The organism is Stenotrophomonas sp. YJH_SMC_57 (assembly GCF_059369755.1).
The window spans coordinates 132,831-150,350 of sequence record NZ_JCAFSZ010000004.1 but is presented as its reverse complement, the minus strand read 5'-3'; the positions used below and the strand labels follow the sequence as shown (position 1 = coordinate 150,350).

The following is a 17,520-nucleotide window of genomic DNA, read 5'->3' as shown; positions in this document are numbered from 1 at the left end:
CTGCTACAATCCGCGCCTTTCCCGCCGCGTGCCCGCACGCGGCCGGTGCCAGCCGATCCTACCGGGCCAGCCATGACCAGTACCGCGCAACTCACTTCGCCTTCTTCCGCCGACCTGATCGACCGTGACTACACGCTCGACCACAAGTACACCCGCAACGAGGGGCGGATCTACCTGAGTGGCGTGCAGGCCCTGGTGCGGTTGCCGCTGATGCAGCGCCTGCGCGATGCCGCCGAAGGCATCGACAGCGCCGGCTTCGTCAGTGGCTACCGCGGCAGCCCGCTGGGTGGCTTCGACCTGGAGCTGTGGCGCGCGCGCCAGCACCTGGACGCGGCCAAGGTGAAGTTCACCCCGGGCCTCAACGAGGACCTGGGCGCCACCATGGTGTGGGGCACGCAGCAGACCAACCTGTTCCCGGGCGCCAACGTGCAGGGCGTGTTCGGCATGTGGTACGGCAAGGGCCCCGGCGTGGACCGCTGTGGCGACGTGTTCAAGCATGCCAATGCCGCCGGCACTTCGCGATACGGCGGCGTGCTGGCGCTGGCTGCCGATGACCATGCCTGCCGCAGCTCGACCCTGCCGCATGGCAGCGAGGACGAATTCGTCAGCGCGATGATGCCGGTGCTGAACCCGGCCGGCGTGCAGGACATCCTCGACATGGGCCTGCTGGGCTGGGCGATGAGCCGCTATACCGGCCGCTGGGTCGGCTTCAAGACCATCGCCGAAACGGTGGAATCGTCGGCCTCGGTCGAGGTCGATCCGCTGGCCCGCCGCATCGTGCTGCCCGAAGACTTCGACATGCCCAGCGGGGGCCTCAACATCCGCTGGCCGGACCCGCCGCTGGACCAGGAAATGCGCCTGCACCGCTATGCGGTGAAGGCCGCGCAGGCCTTTGCCCGCGCCAACGGCATCGACAAGGTGGTGATGGATGCGCCGCGCGCGCGGCTGGGCATCGTCACCACCGGCAAGAGCTACCTGGATGTGCTGCAGGCGCTGGAATACCTGGGCCTGGACGAAGTGGCCTGCGCCGACATCGGCATCCGCGTGTACAAGGTCGGCATGACCTGGCCGCTGGAGCCGGAGGGCATTGCCCGCTTCGCGCAGGGCCTGGAAGACATCATCGTGGTGGAGGAGAAGCGGGCCTTCATCGAGCGCCAGATGAAGGAACAGTTCTTCAACTGGCCGGCCAGCTGGGGCCAGCGCCCGTCCATCGTCGGCAAGTACGACGAGAGCGGTGAATGGATCCTGCCGTCCACCGGCGAACTGACCCCGGCCACCATCGCCGGCGTGATCGGCCGCCGCATCCAGAAGTTCTTCAACAACGACTCGATCGAGCAGCGCCTGCACTGGATGCAGGAGAAGGAAGCCGAGCTTGCGCTACCGCGCGCCAGCTTCCCGCGCGTGCCGCACTACTGCTCGGGCTGCCCGCACAACACCTCCACCCAGGTGCCGGAAGGTTCGCGTGCGCTGGCCGGCATCGGTTGCCATTACATGGTGACCTGGATGGACCGCAGCACCGACACCTTCACCCACATGGGCGGTGAAGGCGTGACCTGGGCCGGGCAGGCGCCGTTCACCGATACGCCGCACGTGTTCCAGAACCTGGGCGATGGCACCTATTTCCACAGTGGTTCGCTGGCGATCCGCCAGGCGGTGGCGGCCGGCGTCAACATCACCTACAAGATCCTCTACAACGATGCGGTGGCGATGACCGGCGGCCAGCCGGTGGACGGCCCGCTGAGCGTGCCGGACATCGCAAGGCAGATGCGCGCCGAGGGCATCCACACCATCGTGGTGCTGTCGGACAACATCGGCAAGTGGACCGGCCAGCGCGAGCACTTCCCCAGCGATGTCGAGTTCCATGACCGCAGCGAACTGGATGCCGTGCAGAAGCGCCTGCGCGAAGTGAAGGGTGTTTCCATCCTGATCTATGAGCAGACCTGCGCCACCGAGAAGCGCCGCCGCCGCAAGCGCGGCAAGCTGGAAGACCCGCAGAAGCGGGTGATGATCAATTCGCTGGTCTGCGAAGGCTGCGGCGACTGTGGCAAGAAGAGCTTCTGCGTGTCGGTGCTGCCGAAGGAAACCGAATTCGGGCGCAAGCGCGAGATCGACCAGTCCAACTGCAACAAGGACTATTCGTGCGTGAACGGCTTCTGCCCGAGCTTCGTCACCGTGCACGGTGGCCAGCCGCGCAAGGGCAGCAAGCGCGATGCCTCCACCCTGCTGGACAACCTGCCGGCGCCGGTGGTGCGCGGTACGCTGGAACAGCCCTGGAACATCCTGATCACCGGCGTCGGCGGTACCGGCGTGGTGACCATCGGCGCCCTGCTGGGCATGGCCGGCCACCTGGAAGGCAAGGGCGCGACCGTGCTCGACCAGACCGGCCTGGCGCAGAAGGGTGGCGCGGTGACCACGCACATCCGCATCGCTCGCCGGCCCGACGACATCCACGCCGTGCGCATCGCCGCCGGCGAGGCCGACCTGGTTCTGGGCTGCGACATGGTGGTGGTGAACGACTACTGGGCGCTGTCGAAGGTGCGCGCCGGCCGTTCGCAGGTGGTGCTGAACACCTACGAGGCGATGCCGGGCACCTTCACCACCCGCCCGGACATGCAGTTCCCCGCCGCCGACATCATTGCCGGCGTGCGCGTGGCGCTGGGCGGCCAGGAACCGCTGCTGCTCGATGCCACCCAGCTGGCCACCGCGCTGCTGGGCGATGCCATCGCCGCCAACCTGTTCATCCTCGGCTATGCGTGGCAGCAGGGCCTGGTACCGCTGTCGTTCGACTCGCTGATGCGTGCCATCGAACTCAACGGCGCCGCCGTGGCAATGAACCAGCAGGCGTTCGCCTGGGGCCGCCTGGCCGTGGTCGACCCGCAGGCCGTGCAGCAGGCGGCCGGCCTGGTGCGCAACCGCCACACCGATACCGAATCGACCCCGGGCCCGCTGCATCCGCTGCCGCCGGGCGAGTGGGAGGGTAACGAATGGGGTGCCACCGCCGCGCCACGCAACACCGGCGACGAACGTGAACTGCGTGGCCTGCCCTCGCACGGTGGCGATGTGGCGTTCCTGCCGCTGGACGACGCCCGCCTGTCGCGCTCACTGGATGAGATGATCGAGCGCCGCGCCGCGTTCCTGGTCGAGTACCAGGATGCCGCCTATGCCAACCGCTATCGCGATCTGGTGTCGCGCGTGCGCGCCGCCGAAGCCGAGCGCATCGGCGGCTCCACCGCGCTGACCGAGACGGTGGCCCGTTACCTGTTCAAGCTGATGGCCTACAAGGACGAATACGAAGTGGCCCGCCTGTACACCAGTGGCGACTTCCAGCGCCGCCTGCAGCAGCAGTTCGAGGGCGATTACCAGCTGCGCTTCCACCTCGCGCCGCCGCTGTTCGCCAGGAAGGACGAGCACGGCCGGTTGCTGAAGAAGGAATACGGCCCGTGGATGTTCAAGGCGTTCGGCCTGCTGGCGAAGCTGAAGTTCCTGCGTGGCGGCCGCTTCGATGTGTTCGGGCGCACTGAAGAGCGCCGCATGGAGCGCAAGCTGATCGGTGACTACGAGGCGACCGTGCAGGTGCTGCTGGACGGCCTGGAAGACGGCCGCCTGGCCCTGGCGGTGGAAATCGCCAGCATTCCCGAGCACATCCGCGGCTACGGCCACGTCAAGGAAGCGCACTTCGCGCAGGCCAAGGCGCGTGAGGTTGCCCTGCTGGCGCAGTGGCGCAATCCGAAGGCGCTGCACATCGTGCAGGTGGCGTAACGTCGCGAAACAGGTAGTGCCGGCCGCTGGCCGGCATCCATCCAGGCAACCGGTTGCCGGCCAGCGGCCGGCACTACCGCCGGTTTACCCCAGCCGCCACAGCAGCAGGCGGTTGTTGGCCGGCATCGCCACGTCGCGCAGGCGGGTGAAGCCGTTGTCCTCGGCCAGCGCCTGCACCGCTTCACTATCGCGGATGCCGCTGCGCGGATCACGCGCCTTCAGCCAGGCATCGAACTGCGCATTGCTGTCACTGGTGTAGCGGCCGCCATAGTTGAATGGGCCGTACACCGCCAGCAGCGCGCCATGGCGCAGCACCGGCGGCAGCGCGGCGAACAGCGCCTGCACGTGTTCCCAGCCCATGATGTGCAGCGTGTTGGCGCTGAATGCGGCGTCGAACGTGCTGCCCTGCGGCAGGCTGAGGCCGGGTGCCGGCGGCAGTTCCACCTGCAGCGCCAGCGGCGGCAACAGGTTCAGCAAGGCCGCTTCGGCGCGCCACGCCTCGATGCCAGGCAGGTGGTCGGGATGATCACTGGGCTGCCAGCGCAGCCACGGCCAGCGCTCGGCAAAGAAGGCTGCGTGCTGGCCGGTGCCACTGCCGATTTCCAGCAGCCGGTGGCGGTCGCCCATCCACGGGTCGAGTGCGGTGGCGATCGGTTCGCGGTTGCGCTCGCAGGCTTCTGAATACGGCTTGCTCGACATCAGGACGGTGTCCAGGCGGGGTCGGCTCCATTGTGCACGAGGGGGGATTACTGAGCAGGGCTGCGCCCTGCACCCGCTCAGAGCCAGAGCCGGAGCGGGAGCAACAGCAAAGGCAGAAGCGGGCTTCCTGTGGGATGGCGGGATGGGTCCGGTTGCGGGGGACGCCGTAAACCCGTCCTTGGGGGCTTGGCCGCGGCATCCATGCCGCGGACACCCCCGCAACCGGACCCATCCCGCCTTCGACAATTTCCGGAGATCTGTCAGATCTCATTCGATTCATTTCGATATCTGACAGATGTGTCGACCAAGGTCGACACCTACCAACAGCACAGGGAATCTGTCAGAGGCGGGGCGGTGTCGGAGTGCGGGGTGTCAGCCGCATGGATGCGGCTGCCAAGCCTACACGGACGTACTTGCGGCGTCCCCGCACTCCGACACCGCCCCGCCACCCCTCGGAATGCCAGCTTTTGACGTTGGCGTTGATTCGGCGGGTGCAGGGCTGCAAGCCCTGCCGAAACCCTCCCCAACCATGACTGCAGTCACTTGCCCGGACGTGCTGCGCTGGCGAAAGTCGAGGGGTTGACGTGATCGGCTTGGCCCATTGCCAACCGCACGCAAGCGAGAGAGAGAAACGCTGTGCAACGACGTGAGTTCCTGGCTGTTTCCGGTCTGGGCCTGGCCGGCCTGCTGCTGCCGCATTCCCGAGCCATCGCTGCCGAGCAGCTGCTGGCCCCGGTCGATACCGCCCAGCGCCGGCGCCTGGCCGAGGTCGCCCTGGCCACCGCGCGCAGCGCCAAGGCCAGCTACTGCGACGTCCGCATCGGCCGTTACCTCAACCAGTCGGTCATCACCCGCGAGCACCAGGTCGGCAATGTGACCAACCGCGAGTCGTCCGGCGTGGGCGTGCGGGTGATCGTCAATGGCGCCTGGGGCTTTGCCGCCACTCATCAGCAGACGGAGGCGGCGGTGCGCGCGGCGGTCGAGCAGGCCACTGCGATTGCCCGTGCCAACGCCAGCATACAGACCCGTCCGGTGCAGCTGGCACCGACGCCGTCGGTGGGTGAGGTGCGCTGGCAGACGCCGATCCGCCGCAATGCCATGCAAGTGCCGATCCAGGACAAGGTCGAGCTGCTGCTGTCGCTCAATGCCGCCGCGCTGAATGCGGGCGCCGACTACATCAATTCCACGTTGTTCCTGGTCAACGAACAGAAGTACTTCGCCTCCAGTGATGGCTCGTTCATCGACCAGGACATCCACCGCATCTGGCTGCCGTTCACCGCCACCGCCATCGACAAGGCCAGCGGCAAATTCCGCACCCGCGCCGGCCTGTCCTCGCCGATGGGCATGGGCTACGAGTTCCTCGATGGCGATGCGCGCGGCAAGGTCCAGCTGCCCGGTGGCATCACCGCCTACCGCGATTCCTACGACCCGGTCGAGGACGCCATCGCCGCTGCCCGCCATGCCCGCGAGAAGCTGAAGGCGCCGTCGGTGAAGCCGGGCAAGTACGACCTGGTACTGGACCCGTCCAACCTGTTCCTGACCATCCACGAGAACGTCGGCCACCCGCTGGAGCTGGACCGCGTGCTCGGCTACGAAGCCAACTACGCCGGCACCAGCTTCGCCACGCTGGACAAGCGCGATGCCGGCTTCCGCTGGGGCAGCGACATCGTCACCTTCTTCGCCGACAAGACCCAACCGGGCAGCCTCGGCGCGGTCGGCTATGACGACGAAGGGGTGAAGACACAGCGCTGGGACCTGGTGCGCGACGGCATCCTGGTCGATTACCAGGCCACCCGCGATGAAGCCCATATCCTCGGCCGCGATGCGTCGCATGGCTGCAGCTATGCTGATTCCTGGGCCAGCGTGCAGTTCCAGCGCATGGCCAATGTCTCGCTGGCGCCGGGCAAGCAGCCGCTCAGCGTCGAGGACATGATCAAGGACGTGGAGAACGGCATCTGGATCCACGGCCGCGGTTCGTATTCGATCGACCAGCAGCGCTACAACGCGCAGTTCGGCGGCCAGCTGTACTACCAGATCAAGGATGGAAAGATCGCCGGCATGGTCGAGGATGCGGCCTACCAGATCCGCACGCCGGAGTTCTGGAACGCCTGCACCGCCATCTGCGATGAGCGCGATTTCCGCCTCGGCGGTTCGTTCTTCGACGGCAAGGGCCAACCCGGCCAGGTCTCGGCGGTTTCGCACGGCTCGTCCACCACCCGCTTCAACGGCATCAACATCATCAATACCGCGCGCAGTCTCGGCGCTTGAGCCACCCATCCTTCGACATGGAGAGCAGCCTTGCAAAGACGTGACTTCCTGGCCCTGACCGGGCTTACCGCGGGCGGGCTGATCGTGCCCTCCTTCTTCGGCAAGGTGATCGCCGCCGAGCAACTGCAGAGCACGCTGGACCTGGGGCTGAAGAAGCGCCTGGCCGATGCGGCGCTGGCCGCCGCCCGCCAGGCTGGTGCCACCTACTGCGACGTGCGCATCGGCCGCTACCTGCGGCAGTTCGTGATCACCCGCGAGGACAAGGTGCAGAACGTGGTGAACACCGAGTCCACCGGCGTGGGCATCCGCGTGATCGTCAACGGTGCCTGGGGCTTCGCCGCCACCAATGCGCTGGGCACCGCCGACGTGGCCAGGGCGGCGCAGCAGGCCGCGGCCATCGCCAAGGCCAACGCCGGCGTGCAGACCGCGCCGGTACAGCTGGCCAAGGCACCGGGCGTGGGCGAGGTGAGCTGGCGCACGCCGATCCGCAAGAATGCGATGGAAGTGCCGATCAAGGACAAGGTCGGCCTGCTGCTGGATGTCAACGCCGCCGCGATGGGCGCCGGTGCCAGCTTCGTCAATTCGATGCTGTTCCTGGTCAACGAGCAGAAGTACTTCGCCTCCACCGATGGTTCCTACATCGACCAGGACGTGCACCGCATCTGGGCACCGATGACGGTCACTGCCATCGACAAGGCCAGCGGCAAGTTCCGCACCCGCTCGGGCCTGTCCTCGCCGATGGGCCTGGGCTACGAGTACCTCGATGGCGCCACCGCCGGCAAGGTGGTCAGCCCCAATGGCGTGGTCAACTACAGTTCTTCCTACGACATGAAGGAAGACGCCATCGCGGCGGCCAGGCAGGCGCAGGAGAAGTTGAAGGCACCGTCGGTGAAGCCGGGCAAGTACGACCTGGTGCTCGACCCGTCGCACACCTGGCTGACCATCCACGAGTCGATCGGCCACCCGCTGGAACTGGACCGCGTGCTCGGCTACGAAGCCAACTACGCCGGCACCAGCTTCGCCACCCTGGACAAGCGCGAGCAGCATTTCCAGTACGGCAGCGAGCTGGTCAACATCTTCGCCGACAAGACCCAGCCGGGCAGCCTCGGCGCGGTGGCGTACGACGATGAAGGCGTGAAGTGCAAGCGCTGGGACCTGATCAGCAACGGCAAGCTGGTGGACTACCAGACCATCCGCGACCAGGCCCACATCCTCGATAAGTCCGAGTCCGACGGCTGCTGCTATGCCGACTCGTGGTCCAGCGTGCAGTTCCAGCGCATGGCCAACGTGTCAATGGCACCGGGCAAGAAGCCACTGAGCGTGCCCGACCTGATCAAGGACGTGGAGAATGGCATCTACATCATCGGTGACGGTTCGTTCTCGATCGACCAGCAGCGCTACAACGCGCAGTTCGGCGGCCAGCTGTTTTACGAGATCAAGAACGGCCAGATCACCCGCATGCTGGAAGACGTGGCCTACCAGATCCGCACGCCAGAGTTCTGGAATGCCTGCACCGCCGTGGCCGACGAGCGCGACTACCGCCTGGGCGGTTCGTTCTTCGACGGCAAGGGCCAGCCCGGCCAGGTCTCGGCGGTCTCGCACGGTTCGTCGACCGCGCGCTTCAACGGCATCAACGTCATCAACACCGCACGCAGCCTCGGCTGACCGGTCAGGAGCCCTTACACCATGAGTATCTTCACCGAAGCCCAGGCCAAGGCCATCCTCGACAAGGTCATCGCCCTGTCCAAGGCCGACGAGTGCACCGCCGTGCTGGCCGGCGCGATCAGCGGCAACATCCGTTTCGCGCTGAACAACGTGTCCACCAGCGGCATCGTCGACAACACCGAGCTGGCGGTCACCGTTGCCTTCGGCAGGCGCGTCGGCACCGCCTCGATCAACGAGTTCGACGATGCCGCGCTGGAACGCGTGGTGCGTCGTGCCGAGGACCTGGCGCGCCTGGCCCCGGAAAACCCGGAGTTCATGCCGGCCATCGGCAAGCAGAGCTACCGCGCCAGCCCGACCTTCAGCGAATCCACCGCGGCGATCGACCCGGCGTTCCGTGCCAAGGTTGCCGCCGATTCGATCGCGCCGTGCCGTGGGCATGGCCTGATTGCCGCCGGCTTCCTCGAGGACGGCCAAGGCTTCCAGGCTACCGCCAACAGCAACGGCAATTTCGCCTACCAGCGCACCACCAACTTCGATTACACCTGCACGGTGCGCACCGAAGATGGCCGCGGTTCGGGCTGGGTCGGCCGCAACCTGAAGGACGCGGCGGACTTCAAGGCCGACCAGGACATCCGCATCGCCATGCGCAAGGCCACCGAATCGGCCGAAGCCAAGGCGCTGGAGCCAGGCAAGTACACGGTGATCCTGGAACCAGCGGCGGCCGCGGGCCTGATCAGCTTCATGATGAACTTCTTCAGTGCCCGCTCGGCCGATGAAGGCCGCAGCTTCCTGTCGAAGAAGGGCGGTGGCAACAAGCTGGGCGAGCAGGTCTACGACCCGCGCGTAAGCATGTATGCCGACCCCTGGCATGCCGAAGCACCGGTGCTGCCGTGGGATGGCGAAGGCATGCCGCGCGAGCGCATGGCGATCATCGAGAACGGAAAGATCGCCAACCTGGACTACTCGCGCTTCTGGGCCCAGAAGCAGGGCAAGACCGCCAAGGCCACCCCGGGCAACCTGCTGATGAGCGGTGGCGACAAGAGCACCGCCGAACTGGTGCGTGGCACCCAGAAGGGCATCCTGGTCACCCGCACCTGGTACATCCGCATGGTTGATCCGCAGACCGTGCTGCTGACCGGCCTGACCCGCGACGGCACCTTCTACATCGAGAACGGCCAGATCAAGCACCCGGTGAAGAACTTCCGCTTCAACGAGTCGCCGGTGATCATGCTCAACAACATCGAAGAGCTGGGCAAGCCGGTGCGCGTGGCCGGTGATGAGTCCAGCTACGTGATGATGATCCCGCCGATGAAGCTGCGCGATTTCACCTTCACCTCGCTGTCCGACGCGGTCTGATGGATCGCCGGGCCTGCCTGCGCTGGTTGGCCGCTGCCGCTTCGGCGGCGGCGCTGCCGGCCTGGGCACAGGCAGGCCCGCGCAGTTCGCGCTACGACTTCTGGTTCACCCGCCTGCAGTACGACTCCGGTGACTGGGACGTGGACGCGCGCATGCCGTCCAACCTGATCACCTCGCTGATCGACTACACCTCGCTGCGCGTGGACCCGCAGGAGCACGTGGTGGCACTGGCCGACCCGCGCATGCTGGAAGCGCCGTTCTGCTACCTGGCCGGGCACACGCTGGTGGAGTTCAACGCCGCCGAGCGGCAGAACTTCGTGCGTTACGTGCGCAATGGCGGCTTCGTCTTCGTCGACGACTGCAACCACGACATCGATGGCCTGTTCGCCACCTCGTTCGAGGCGCAGATGGGCCGCCTGTTCGGGCCGAAAGCCCTGCAGAAGCTGCCCAACACCCATGCGCTGTATCGCAGCTTCTTCCGCTTCCCGGACGGCCCGCCCGCCACCGGCTTCGAGCTCAACGGCTGGGGCGACGACCTGGTGCACGACTACCTGAAGGGCATCGAGGTCGATGGCCGCCTGGGCCTGCTCTACAGCAACAAGGACTACGGCTGCGAGTGGGACTACGACTGGCGCAACAAGCGTTTCCTGGCCGAAGACAACACCCGCTTCGGCGTCAACATCGTGATGTACGCGCTGAACAACTGACAGGACCTGCACGCCCATGACCACCCTCGACCTCGATTCCCTGCTGCCGCGCCTGGATGCGCTGCGCGGCGCCCTGGCCCGTGCCGTGGTCGGCCAGCACAGCGTGGTCGAACAGCTGTTGATCGGCCTGCTGGCCGGCGGCCATTGCCTGCTGGAAGGTGCGCCCGGGCTCGGCAAGACCCTGCTGGTGCGCTCGCTCGGGCAGGCCCTGGAACTGCAGTTCCGGCGCGTGCAGTTCACGCCCGACCTGATGCCCAGCGACATTCTCGGCACCGAACTGCTGGAAGAAGACCACGGCACCGGCCATCGCCATTTCCGCTTCCAGCAGGGCCCGATCTTCACCAACCTGCTGCTGGCCGACGAACTCAACCGCACCCCGCCCAAGACCCAGGCCGCGCTGCTGGAGGCGATGCAGGAACGCACGGTCAGCTACGCAGGCACCACCTACGCATTGCCTGCGCCGTTCTTCGTGCTGGCCACGCAGAACCCGATCGAGCAGGCCGGCACCTACCCGCTGCCGGAAGCGCAGCTGGACCGCTTCCTGCTGCACGTGCTGGTGGATTACCCCAGCGAGGACGAGGAACGCCAGATCCTGGAGCAGACCACCGGCGGCGCCACCGACGCAGTACCGAAGGTGATGGACGCAGAGGCGGTGATCGCTTTGCAGGCCGCTGTGCGCCAGGTGCATGTCAGCCCCGACGTGCTGGCCTGGATCACCCGCCTGGTGCGCGCCAGCCGCCCCGGCGACGGCGCGCCGGCGGCGATCAACCAGTGGGTGAAGTGGGGCGCCGGCCCGCGCGCCGGGCAGTCACTGGTGCTGGCGGCGAAAGCACGCGCACTGCTGCAGGGCCGCTTCGCTGCCACCCGCGAGGATGTGCAGGCGCTGGCCGCACCGGTGATGCGCCACCGACTGCTGCTGTCGTTCGCCGCCGAGGCCGAGCAGAAGCGCGCCGACGATGTGGTCGCCGCTCTTCTGCAGGCCGTGCCGTTCCCCGGTTGATCCTGGCGTGAGTGCAGGCATGCCGCTGACGTTGCCACCGGAACTGCGTGCGCGCCTGCGCATCCTGCGGTTGCGGCCGCGCCTGGCCAGTGGTGCCAGCGGTATCGGCCAGCATGCCAGCCGCAGCCGCGGTGCCGGCCTCGAATTCGCCCAGTACCGGGCCTACGAACCAGGCGACGAGCTGCGCCAGATCGACTGGAAGCTGTACGCACGCTCGGACCGCTTCTTCGTGCGCGAATCCGAACGCGAGAGCCCGATCACGGTCTGGCTGCTGCTCGACGCCACCGCCTCGGCCGGCCAAGCTGATCGCGCGGCACCACAGCGCACGCGCCTGGACCACATGCGCGGCGTGGCCGCCTGCGTGGTGGAGCTGGCCCTGCAGCAGGGCGACCGTTTCGGCCTGCTGGCGATCAATGGCGACGGGCTTCAACTGGTGCCCACCGCCAGCGGTGCACGCCAGCGCGACCGGGTGCATCTGCAACTGCATGCGCTGCAGGCGCGCGGCAGCTGGCCCGCCGCCGAGCGAGTGCGTCCCCTGTGGGAACGCGTGCGCCCGGGCGACCTGCTGCTGGCAATCGGCGATGGCTTCGACGAGGCAGGCATCGTCCTGCTGGAACAGCTGGCCAGCGCGCGCCGCGAGGTGGGGCTGCTGCAGATCCTGACGGCCGACGAGCGGGATTTCCCGTTTGATGCCGGCCATCGTTTCCGCGATCCCGAGACCGGCGAAGAACTGCTGGGCGATGGTGCGGCGATCCGCGCCGACTACCTGCAGCGCTTTGCCGCTGCACACACCGCCTTGCAGGCGCGGCTGCAGGCCGGCGGCATCGCGCATGCGACCGGCTGGCTCGACCAGCCGCTGGACCAACCGCTGCAGGCGCTGTTCGGCCGTGGGAGCGGCGCATGAACCTGTTGTTCCCGCTGGGCCTGGCCGCGCTGGCCGCCTGGCTGTTGCCGCTGCTGATCCACCTGGCCCGGCGCCATCCGTATACGCCGCTGGATTTCGCTGCGCTGCGCTGGTTGCGCGCGCAGATCCGGCCGCGCCAGCGCATCCGCTTCGATGATTGGCCGCTGCTGCTGGTGCGCCTGCTGTTGCTGGCCGCGCTGGCGCTGTTGCTGGCGCGGCCCGCGTTGACCGGCCCCGCACCCGCGCCCAGTGCATGGATCGTGGTGGCGCCAGGCCTGGACCCCGCTGCGCTACGGGGCACAGCACAGGATGGCAACTGGCACTGGTTGGCGCCCGGCTTCCCGCGCATCGATCAGGCGCCGCCCGCCTCCAGCGCTTCCGTTTCCAGCCTGCTGCGCGAACTGGATGCACAGCTACCCACTGACACAGCACTGACCGTACATGTTCCCGACCCGCTGCCCGGCCTGGATGGCGCCCGCCTGCAGCTGTCGCGCGACGTGCAATGGCACACGCAGCCGATGCCGGTCACATCGCCGCAGACGGTAGTGGCACTGCCTCGACTACGCGTGCACGGCGAGGCATCCGCCACTGCCCAGCACTGGTTGAACGCACTGCAGCGCGCGTGGGGCGTGCAGGCACTGCCCTCGCCCTTGGCGGAGGATGCTGTGCCCGAACACGGCGAGATTGGCGTGTGGAGCCGCAACGATGCACTGCCGGCGAACTGGCAGGCGTGGCTGCGCGACGGCGGTCTTGTCATGCGTGCCGGCAAGCCTGCTGCCAGCGCCCGCATCCTGTTGCGCGACGCCGAGGGCGTACCGCTGCTATTGCAGCAACGCATCGGCCAAGGCCAACTGCTGTCGTTGCCCGGCGACTGGAATGCCGCCAGCAACGCTGCGCTGCGCGATCCGCAATTGCCGCGTGCCCTGCTGCTGGCGCTGCAGCCGCCCACGGCTCCGCGTCTGGGCGATGCACGTGACCAGGCACCGCACCGGGCCGCATTGCCTGCTGTAACACCACCGCCGCGTGAGCCGACGCCTTGGCTGTTGCTGGCCATCGTGCTGCTGTTCGCGCTGGAACGCTGGATGGCCAGCAGTGCCCGACGCAGGGTGGCCGCATGAACACCCTGCAGCACGCCTGGCAACGCGCGCGCCGCCGCCGTGCGCTCATCACCCTGCTGCTGGGCCTGCCGTGGGCGCTGGCCGCCACGGTGCTGGCGCTGCGCCTGGCCGGCTTCGATGTCGCCTGCGTGGTTGGCACGGTCAGTCTGCTCGCCTGCGCGGCCTTCGCCACGGCACGTACCCGCCAGCTGGACCGGCAATGGCTGCAGCGCCAGCTCGATGGCAGCGGTGCCAGCGAGGACAGTGCCGACCTGCTGTTCGCCGATGCCGCCACTCTCAATCCGCTGCAGCAGCGCCAGCGTGCGCATGTGCTGGCCACGCTGGAACGTGCGATGCCCGAGCTGCGTCCACGCTGGCCGCGTGGGACACTGGCGCTGTGCTGGATCGCAGGCTTGGCCATCGTTGCACTGGCAGTCGGCTGGCCACGTTCCAGCCCCGGCTCCGCGCCAGCCCGTACGGCGGCACCTGGCAGCACGGCTGCCGCGGGCCCACTGCACCTGCAGTCCACCCGCCTGCGCATCGACGCGCCGGCCTATACCGGCCAGGCCACGCTTACCCAGAATGCCTTGGACGCCAAGGTCGCCGCCGACAGCCGGCTGTCCTGGTCGCTGCGCTTCGACCGCGCACCGGACAAGGCATGGCTGCAGTTCCACGATGGTCACCGGTTGCCGCTGAGCGAACACGATGGCCAGTGGCAGGCGCAGGATGTGGCACGCACGCCGGTGCTGTACCGCGTGGTGAGCGAACCGGCGATGGCAGAGACCCGCCTGCATCGGCTGGACGTGGTCGCCGACCGTGCCCCCAGCGTGCGCGTGCTGGAACCGGCCACCAGCCTGGTGCTGGGCACGCCCGGACAGCGCCAGTGGGCGCTGCGCTTCGAGGCCAGCGACGACTACGGTGTCGCGGCGCAGGCGACGCTGTCGATCACCACCACCCAGGGCAGTGGCGAGAACATCACCTTCGTGAAGCGCAGCGTCGGCCTCACCGGCAGCGGCGAACCCACGGCGCGCCGTTTCGCGCATACGCTCGACCTTGCCGCGCTGGGTGCGCAACCCGGCAACGATGTGATCGCGCAGCTGGAGGTGCGTGACAACCACGCGCCGACGGCGCAGACCGGCCGCAGCAGCAGCGTGATCCTGCGCCTGCCCAGCGCCGAGGTGGCACTCGGTGCCGAACTGGAAGGCCGCATCAAGAAAACCCTGCCAGCCTATTTCCGCAGCCAGCGGCAGATCATCATCGACGCCGAAGCGTTGATCCGGCAGCGTCGTGGCCTGGCCGCGGATGACTTCGTGAAACGCAGTGATGCGATCGGTGTCGACCAGCGCATCCTGCGCCTGCGCTACGGCCAGTTCCTGGGCGAGGAGAGCGAGGGTGCGCCGAAGCCGCCGCCGACCAGCGACCTGCCCACCAGCGATACGCCGGCCGCCGGCGACCACGACGATGATCACGATCACGATCACGACCATGCTGCCGATGCCGAAACGCACGGCGGGCATGGCCATGATCACGGTGGCAAGTCTGCCAACGCCGATACGCCACCGGTGTTCGGCAGCGCCACCGACGTGCTCTCCGAGTACGGGCATACCCACGACCATGCCGAAGCGGCCACCCTGCTCGACCCACAGACCCGTGCCACGCTGAAGGCCGCGCTGGACCAGATGTGGTCGGCCGAAGGCGAGCTGCGCCAGGGCCGACCGGAGCAGGCGCTGCCGTTCGCCTACAAGGCACTGGGTTTCATCAAGCAGGTGCAGCAGGCCGAGCGTATCTACCTGGCCCGGGTCGGACCGGAACTGCCACCGATCGATGAAGGCCGCCGGCTCGGCGGTGATCGGGCTGGATTGGCCAGTCGGGAACTGCCGTTGGCCGCGCGGCCCCCACCCGATCCGGCCATCGTTGAGGCCTGGCAGCGCCTCGGTGATGACAACGGCGCACCGGATCTGGATGCGCTTGCGGCCTGGCAGCAGCGCAACGCGGCCTACCTGCCCGATGCATTGGATCTGGCTGCGGCCATCGAGCAGCTGCGCATCGAGCCCGACTGCGGCGACTGTCGCCAGCGCCTGCGCGCGCAGCTGTGGCGGGCGCTGCAGCGTCCGCTGCCGCAGGCGATGCGGCGCAGTGCCGCCGATGCGATGGGGCAGCGTTACCTTGATGCGCTGGAGGCGCAGCCATGAACGCCTCCGCTGTGAACCTGTGGATTGCACTGGCACTCGCCCTGATCGTGGTCATCGCCAGCGTGCGCCAGCTGCGTGGAAACACCGCGCACCCTGGCCGCCGGTGGATCGTGATCGCACTGCAGGTCATCGCCGCCACGCTGCTGTATTTCTGCCTGGTGCCGCCCACCCGCCAGCAACCCGCAGGCGGGCTGGTCGTGCTCGGAATCGATGCCGACAGGGCTGGCGTACTCCCTGCCAGCGCAGGCCCGCTGCTGCTGTTGCCGGAAGCCTCCGATGTGCCCGGTGCGCAGCGCGTTCCCGACCTGGCCACCGCGCTGCGCCAGCATCCGGCGTCCACACTGACACTGGTCGGTGCGGGTCTGGCCGCACGTGATCGCGATGCGTTGTTGCCGCCGGATGTACGTTGGCAGGCGGCACCGGAGCCGCGTGGCTGGATCGCGCTGCAACCACCGGCCGATGTCGCTCCCGGTGCTCGTTTTGACGTCCAGGCACAGGCGCGTGGCGTGGCCAAAGCGAAAGCAGAGGTGCTCGACCCCGCCGACAGCGTGGTTGATCGCACGGACGTTGCCGAGGACGGGCGCGTGAAGCTCAGCGGCATCGCCCGCGCCGAAGGCCGCAGCGTGTTCCAGCTGCGCCTGCTCGACGCTGAAGGCCATGTGGTGGACAGCCTGCCGGTACCACAACAGACCGTGCCGGCGTCGCCCGTGCGGCTGCTGGTCCGTGCCAGCGCGCCCGGACCGGAACTGAAGTACCTGCGCCGCTGGGCCGCCGATGCCGGCATCCGCGTGCAGGTGCAGGCCGATACCGGCGCCGGGCTCAGCGTGGGTGATGGCGCGGTTTCGCTCGATGCTGCAACACTGGCACGCAGCGACCTGCTGCTGCTGGACGAACGCAGCCTGGCAGCGTTGAGTGCAGGCCAGCTGGCCACCGTGCGCCAAGCGCTGCGCGAGGGACTCGGCGTGATGGTGCGCAGTGCAGGCGCGCCTTCGGCCAGCGCGCGCCAGCGACTGCACGATCTGGGCCTGCCGGTGCAGGGCGATGGCAGCAGCCGCCTCCTTGAACTTCCCGGCGATGGCGAGAGCACGATCCTCGCCGCACGACGCGGCCCGCTCGCCGCCGGCACGTTGCCGACCGGCTACGGTGAGGAGGCCGACCGCCGTTCGCACAGTGCCTCCCTACCCGCGCTGGAAGTCCTGGCGCTGCAGGTGCCGGGCAGCAGCGCGCTTCTGCAGGATCGTGCTGGCACCGCCATCGGCGGCTGGCGCGCGGCTGGCAAGGGCCGCATCGGCCTGCTGCCACTGACTGACAGCTGGCGCTGGGTGCTGGCCGGCCGCGATGACCGCCACGGCGAACTGTGGAGCAGTGTGGTCGCCACGCTGGCGCGCGCACAGGGCGGTGGTGATGCGCTGTGGTCGCCGCAGCCGATCAGCTGGGCAGGCGAACGGCAGGCGTTGTGCGGTGCGCAGGCACCGCTGCGGGCGTTCACTGCGCGTGGCGACGACGTACCGCTCGTTGTCGACGGCACAACCTTGCCCCTGCGCTGCGCCGGCTGGTGGCCGCGCGACGCAGGGTGGCAGCGCCTGCAGCACGGTGACAGCATCGTCTGGCGCTACGTGTTCGATCCGAAGGAGGCAGCTGCACTGCATCGGCAGGCGATGATCGATGCGACCTCGCAGGCCCTGGCCTCCGCCACGCCGATAAACGCACCGATGCAGTCCGTTCCGGGCTCGCGCTGGCCCTGGTGGCTGGCCTTCGTGCTGTGCGCCTCACTGCTGTGGTGGCTGGAACGACGGCGCTGAACCCAGCGATGGGATCGCAGACAGCATCCACGCATGGCGTGGATCTACCGACCGGTTTCCCTGGTGGATGC

Annotated in this window: 11 protein-coding genes; 10 read left to right on the top strand and 1 reads right to left on the bottom strand. The window is 68.0% G+C overall.

Annotated elements, in window-relative coordinates:
• Window positions 1-72: 72 nt before the first annotated feature.
• A complete protein-coding gene (locus AC5P7U_RS06465) occupies window positions 73-3,759 on the top strand; it encodes an indolepyruvate ferredoxin oxidoreductase family protein (RefSeq protein ID WP_495220889.1) in 3,687 nt (1,228 codons plus the stop codon).
• Between the two features lie 84 nt (window positions 3,760-3,843).
• Here the strand turns inward: AC5P7U_RS06465 and AC5P7U_RS06460 are convergent, their stop codons facing one another.
• Window positions 3,844-4,458: a DUF938 domain-containing protein gene (locus AC5P7U_RS06460; protein ID WP_197565074.1), complete on the bottom strand. Its 615-nt coding sequence runs from the start codon at window positions 4,456-4,458 to the stop codon at window positions 3,844-3,846.
• A 636-nt stretch (window positions 4,459-5,094) separates the two neighbouring features.
• Between AC5P7U_RS06460 and AC5P7U_RS06455 the strand changes: the two genes are divergently transcribed.
• The 9 genes from AC5P7U_RS06455 to AC5P7U_RS06415 are packed head-to-tail and all read left to right on the top strand — an operon-like array spanning window position 5,095 to window position 17,449.
• On the top strand, window positions 5,095-6,726 hold the full coding sequence (locus AC5P7U_RS06455; protein WP_004153510.1) for a TldD/PmbA family protein: 1,632 nt from the start codon (window positions 5,095-5,097) through the stop codon (window positions 6,724-6,726).
• A 30-nt stretch (window positions 6,727-6,756) separates the two neighbouring features.
• Window positions 6,757-8,391 (top strand): TldD/PmbA family protein, encoded by a 1,635-nt coding sequence (locus AC5P7U_RS06450; RefSeq protein ID WP_495220888.1) that lies wholly within the window; start codon window positions 6,757-6,759, stop codon window positions 8,389-8,391.
• A gap of 21 nt (window positions 8,392-8,412) precedes the next feature.
• Window positions 8,413-9,747 (top strand): TldD/PmbA family protein, encoded by a 1,335-nt coding sequence (locus AC5P7U_RS06445; RefSeq protein WP_414554857.1) that lies wholly within the window; start codon window positions 8,413-8,415, stop codon window positions 9,745-9,747.
• On the top strand, window positions 9,747-10,454 hold the full coding sequence (locus AC5P7U_RS06440) for a DUF4159 domain-containing protein (RefSeq protein ID WP_197564653.1): 708 nt from the start codon (window positions 9,747-9,749) through the stop codon (window positions 10,452-10,454). The genes AC5P7U_RS06445 and AC5P7U_RS06440 overlap by 1 nt, the downstream gene beginning before the upstream one ends.
• 16 nt (window positions 10,455-10,470) lie before the next feature.
• Window positions 10,471-11,454, top strand: coding sequence for an AAA family ATPase (locus AC5P7U_RS06435; RefSeq protein ID WP_004153501.1), 984 nt, complete (start codon window positions 10,471-10,473; stop codon window positions 11,452-11,454).
• Between the two features lie 19 nt (window positions 11,455-11,473).
• A complete protein-coding gene (locus AC5P7U_RS06430; RefSeq protein WP_495220887.1) occupies window positions 11,474-12,358 on the top strand; it encodes a DUF58 domain-containing protein in 885 nt (294 codons plus the stop codon).
• On the top strand, window positions 12,355-13,476 hold the full coding sequence (locus AC5P7U_RS06425) for a BatA domain-containing protein (protein ID WP_197564651.1): 1,122 nt from the start codon (window positions 12,355-12,357) through the stop codon (window positions 13,474-13,476). The genes AC5P7U_RS06430 and AC5P7U_RS06425 overlap by 4 nt, the downstream gene beginning before the upstream one ends.
• Complete coding sequence (locus AC5P7U_RS06420) at window positions 13,473-15,647, top strand: hypothetical protein (protein ID WP_495220886.1); 2,175 nt, start codon at window positions 13,473-13,475, stop codon at window positions 15,645-15,647. The genes AC5P7U_RS06425 and AC5P7U_RS06420 overlap by 4 nt, the downstream gene beginning before the upstream one ends.
• Window positions 15,644-17,449: a hypothetical protein gene (locus AC5P7U_RS06415; protein WP_495220885.1), complete on the top strand. Its 1,806-nt coding sequence runs from the start codon at window positions 15,644-15,646 to the stop codon at window positions 17,447-17,449. The genes AC5P7U_RS06420 and AC5P7U_RS06415 overlap by 4 nt, the downstream gene beginning before the upstream one ends.
• Window positions 17,450-17,520: the final 71 nt, after the last annotated feature.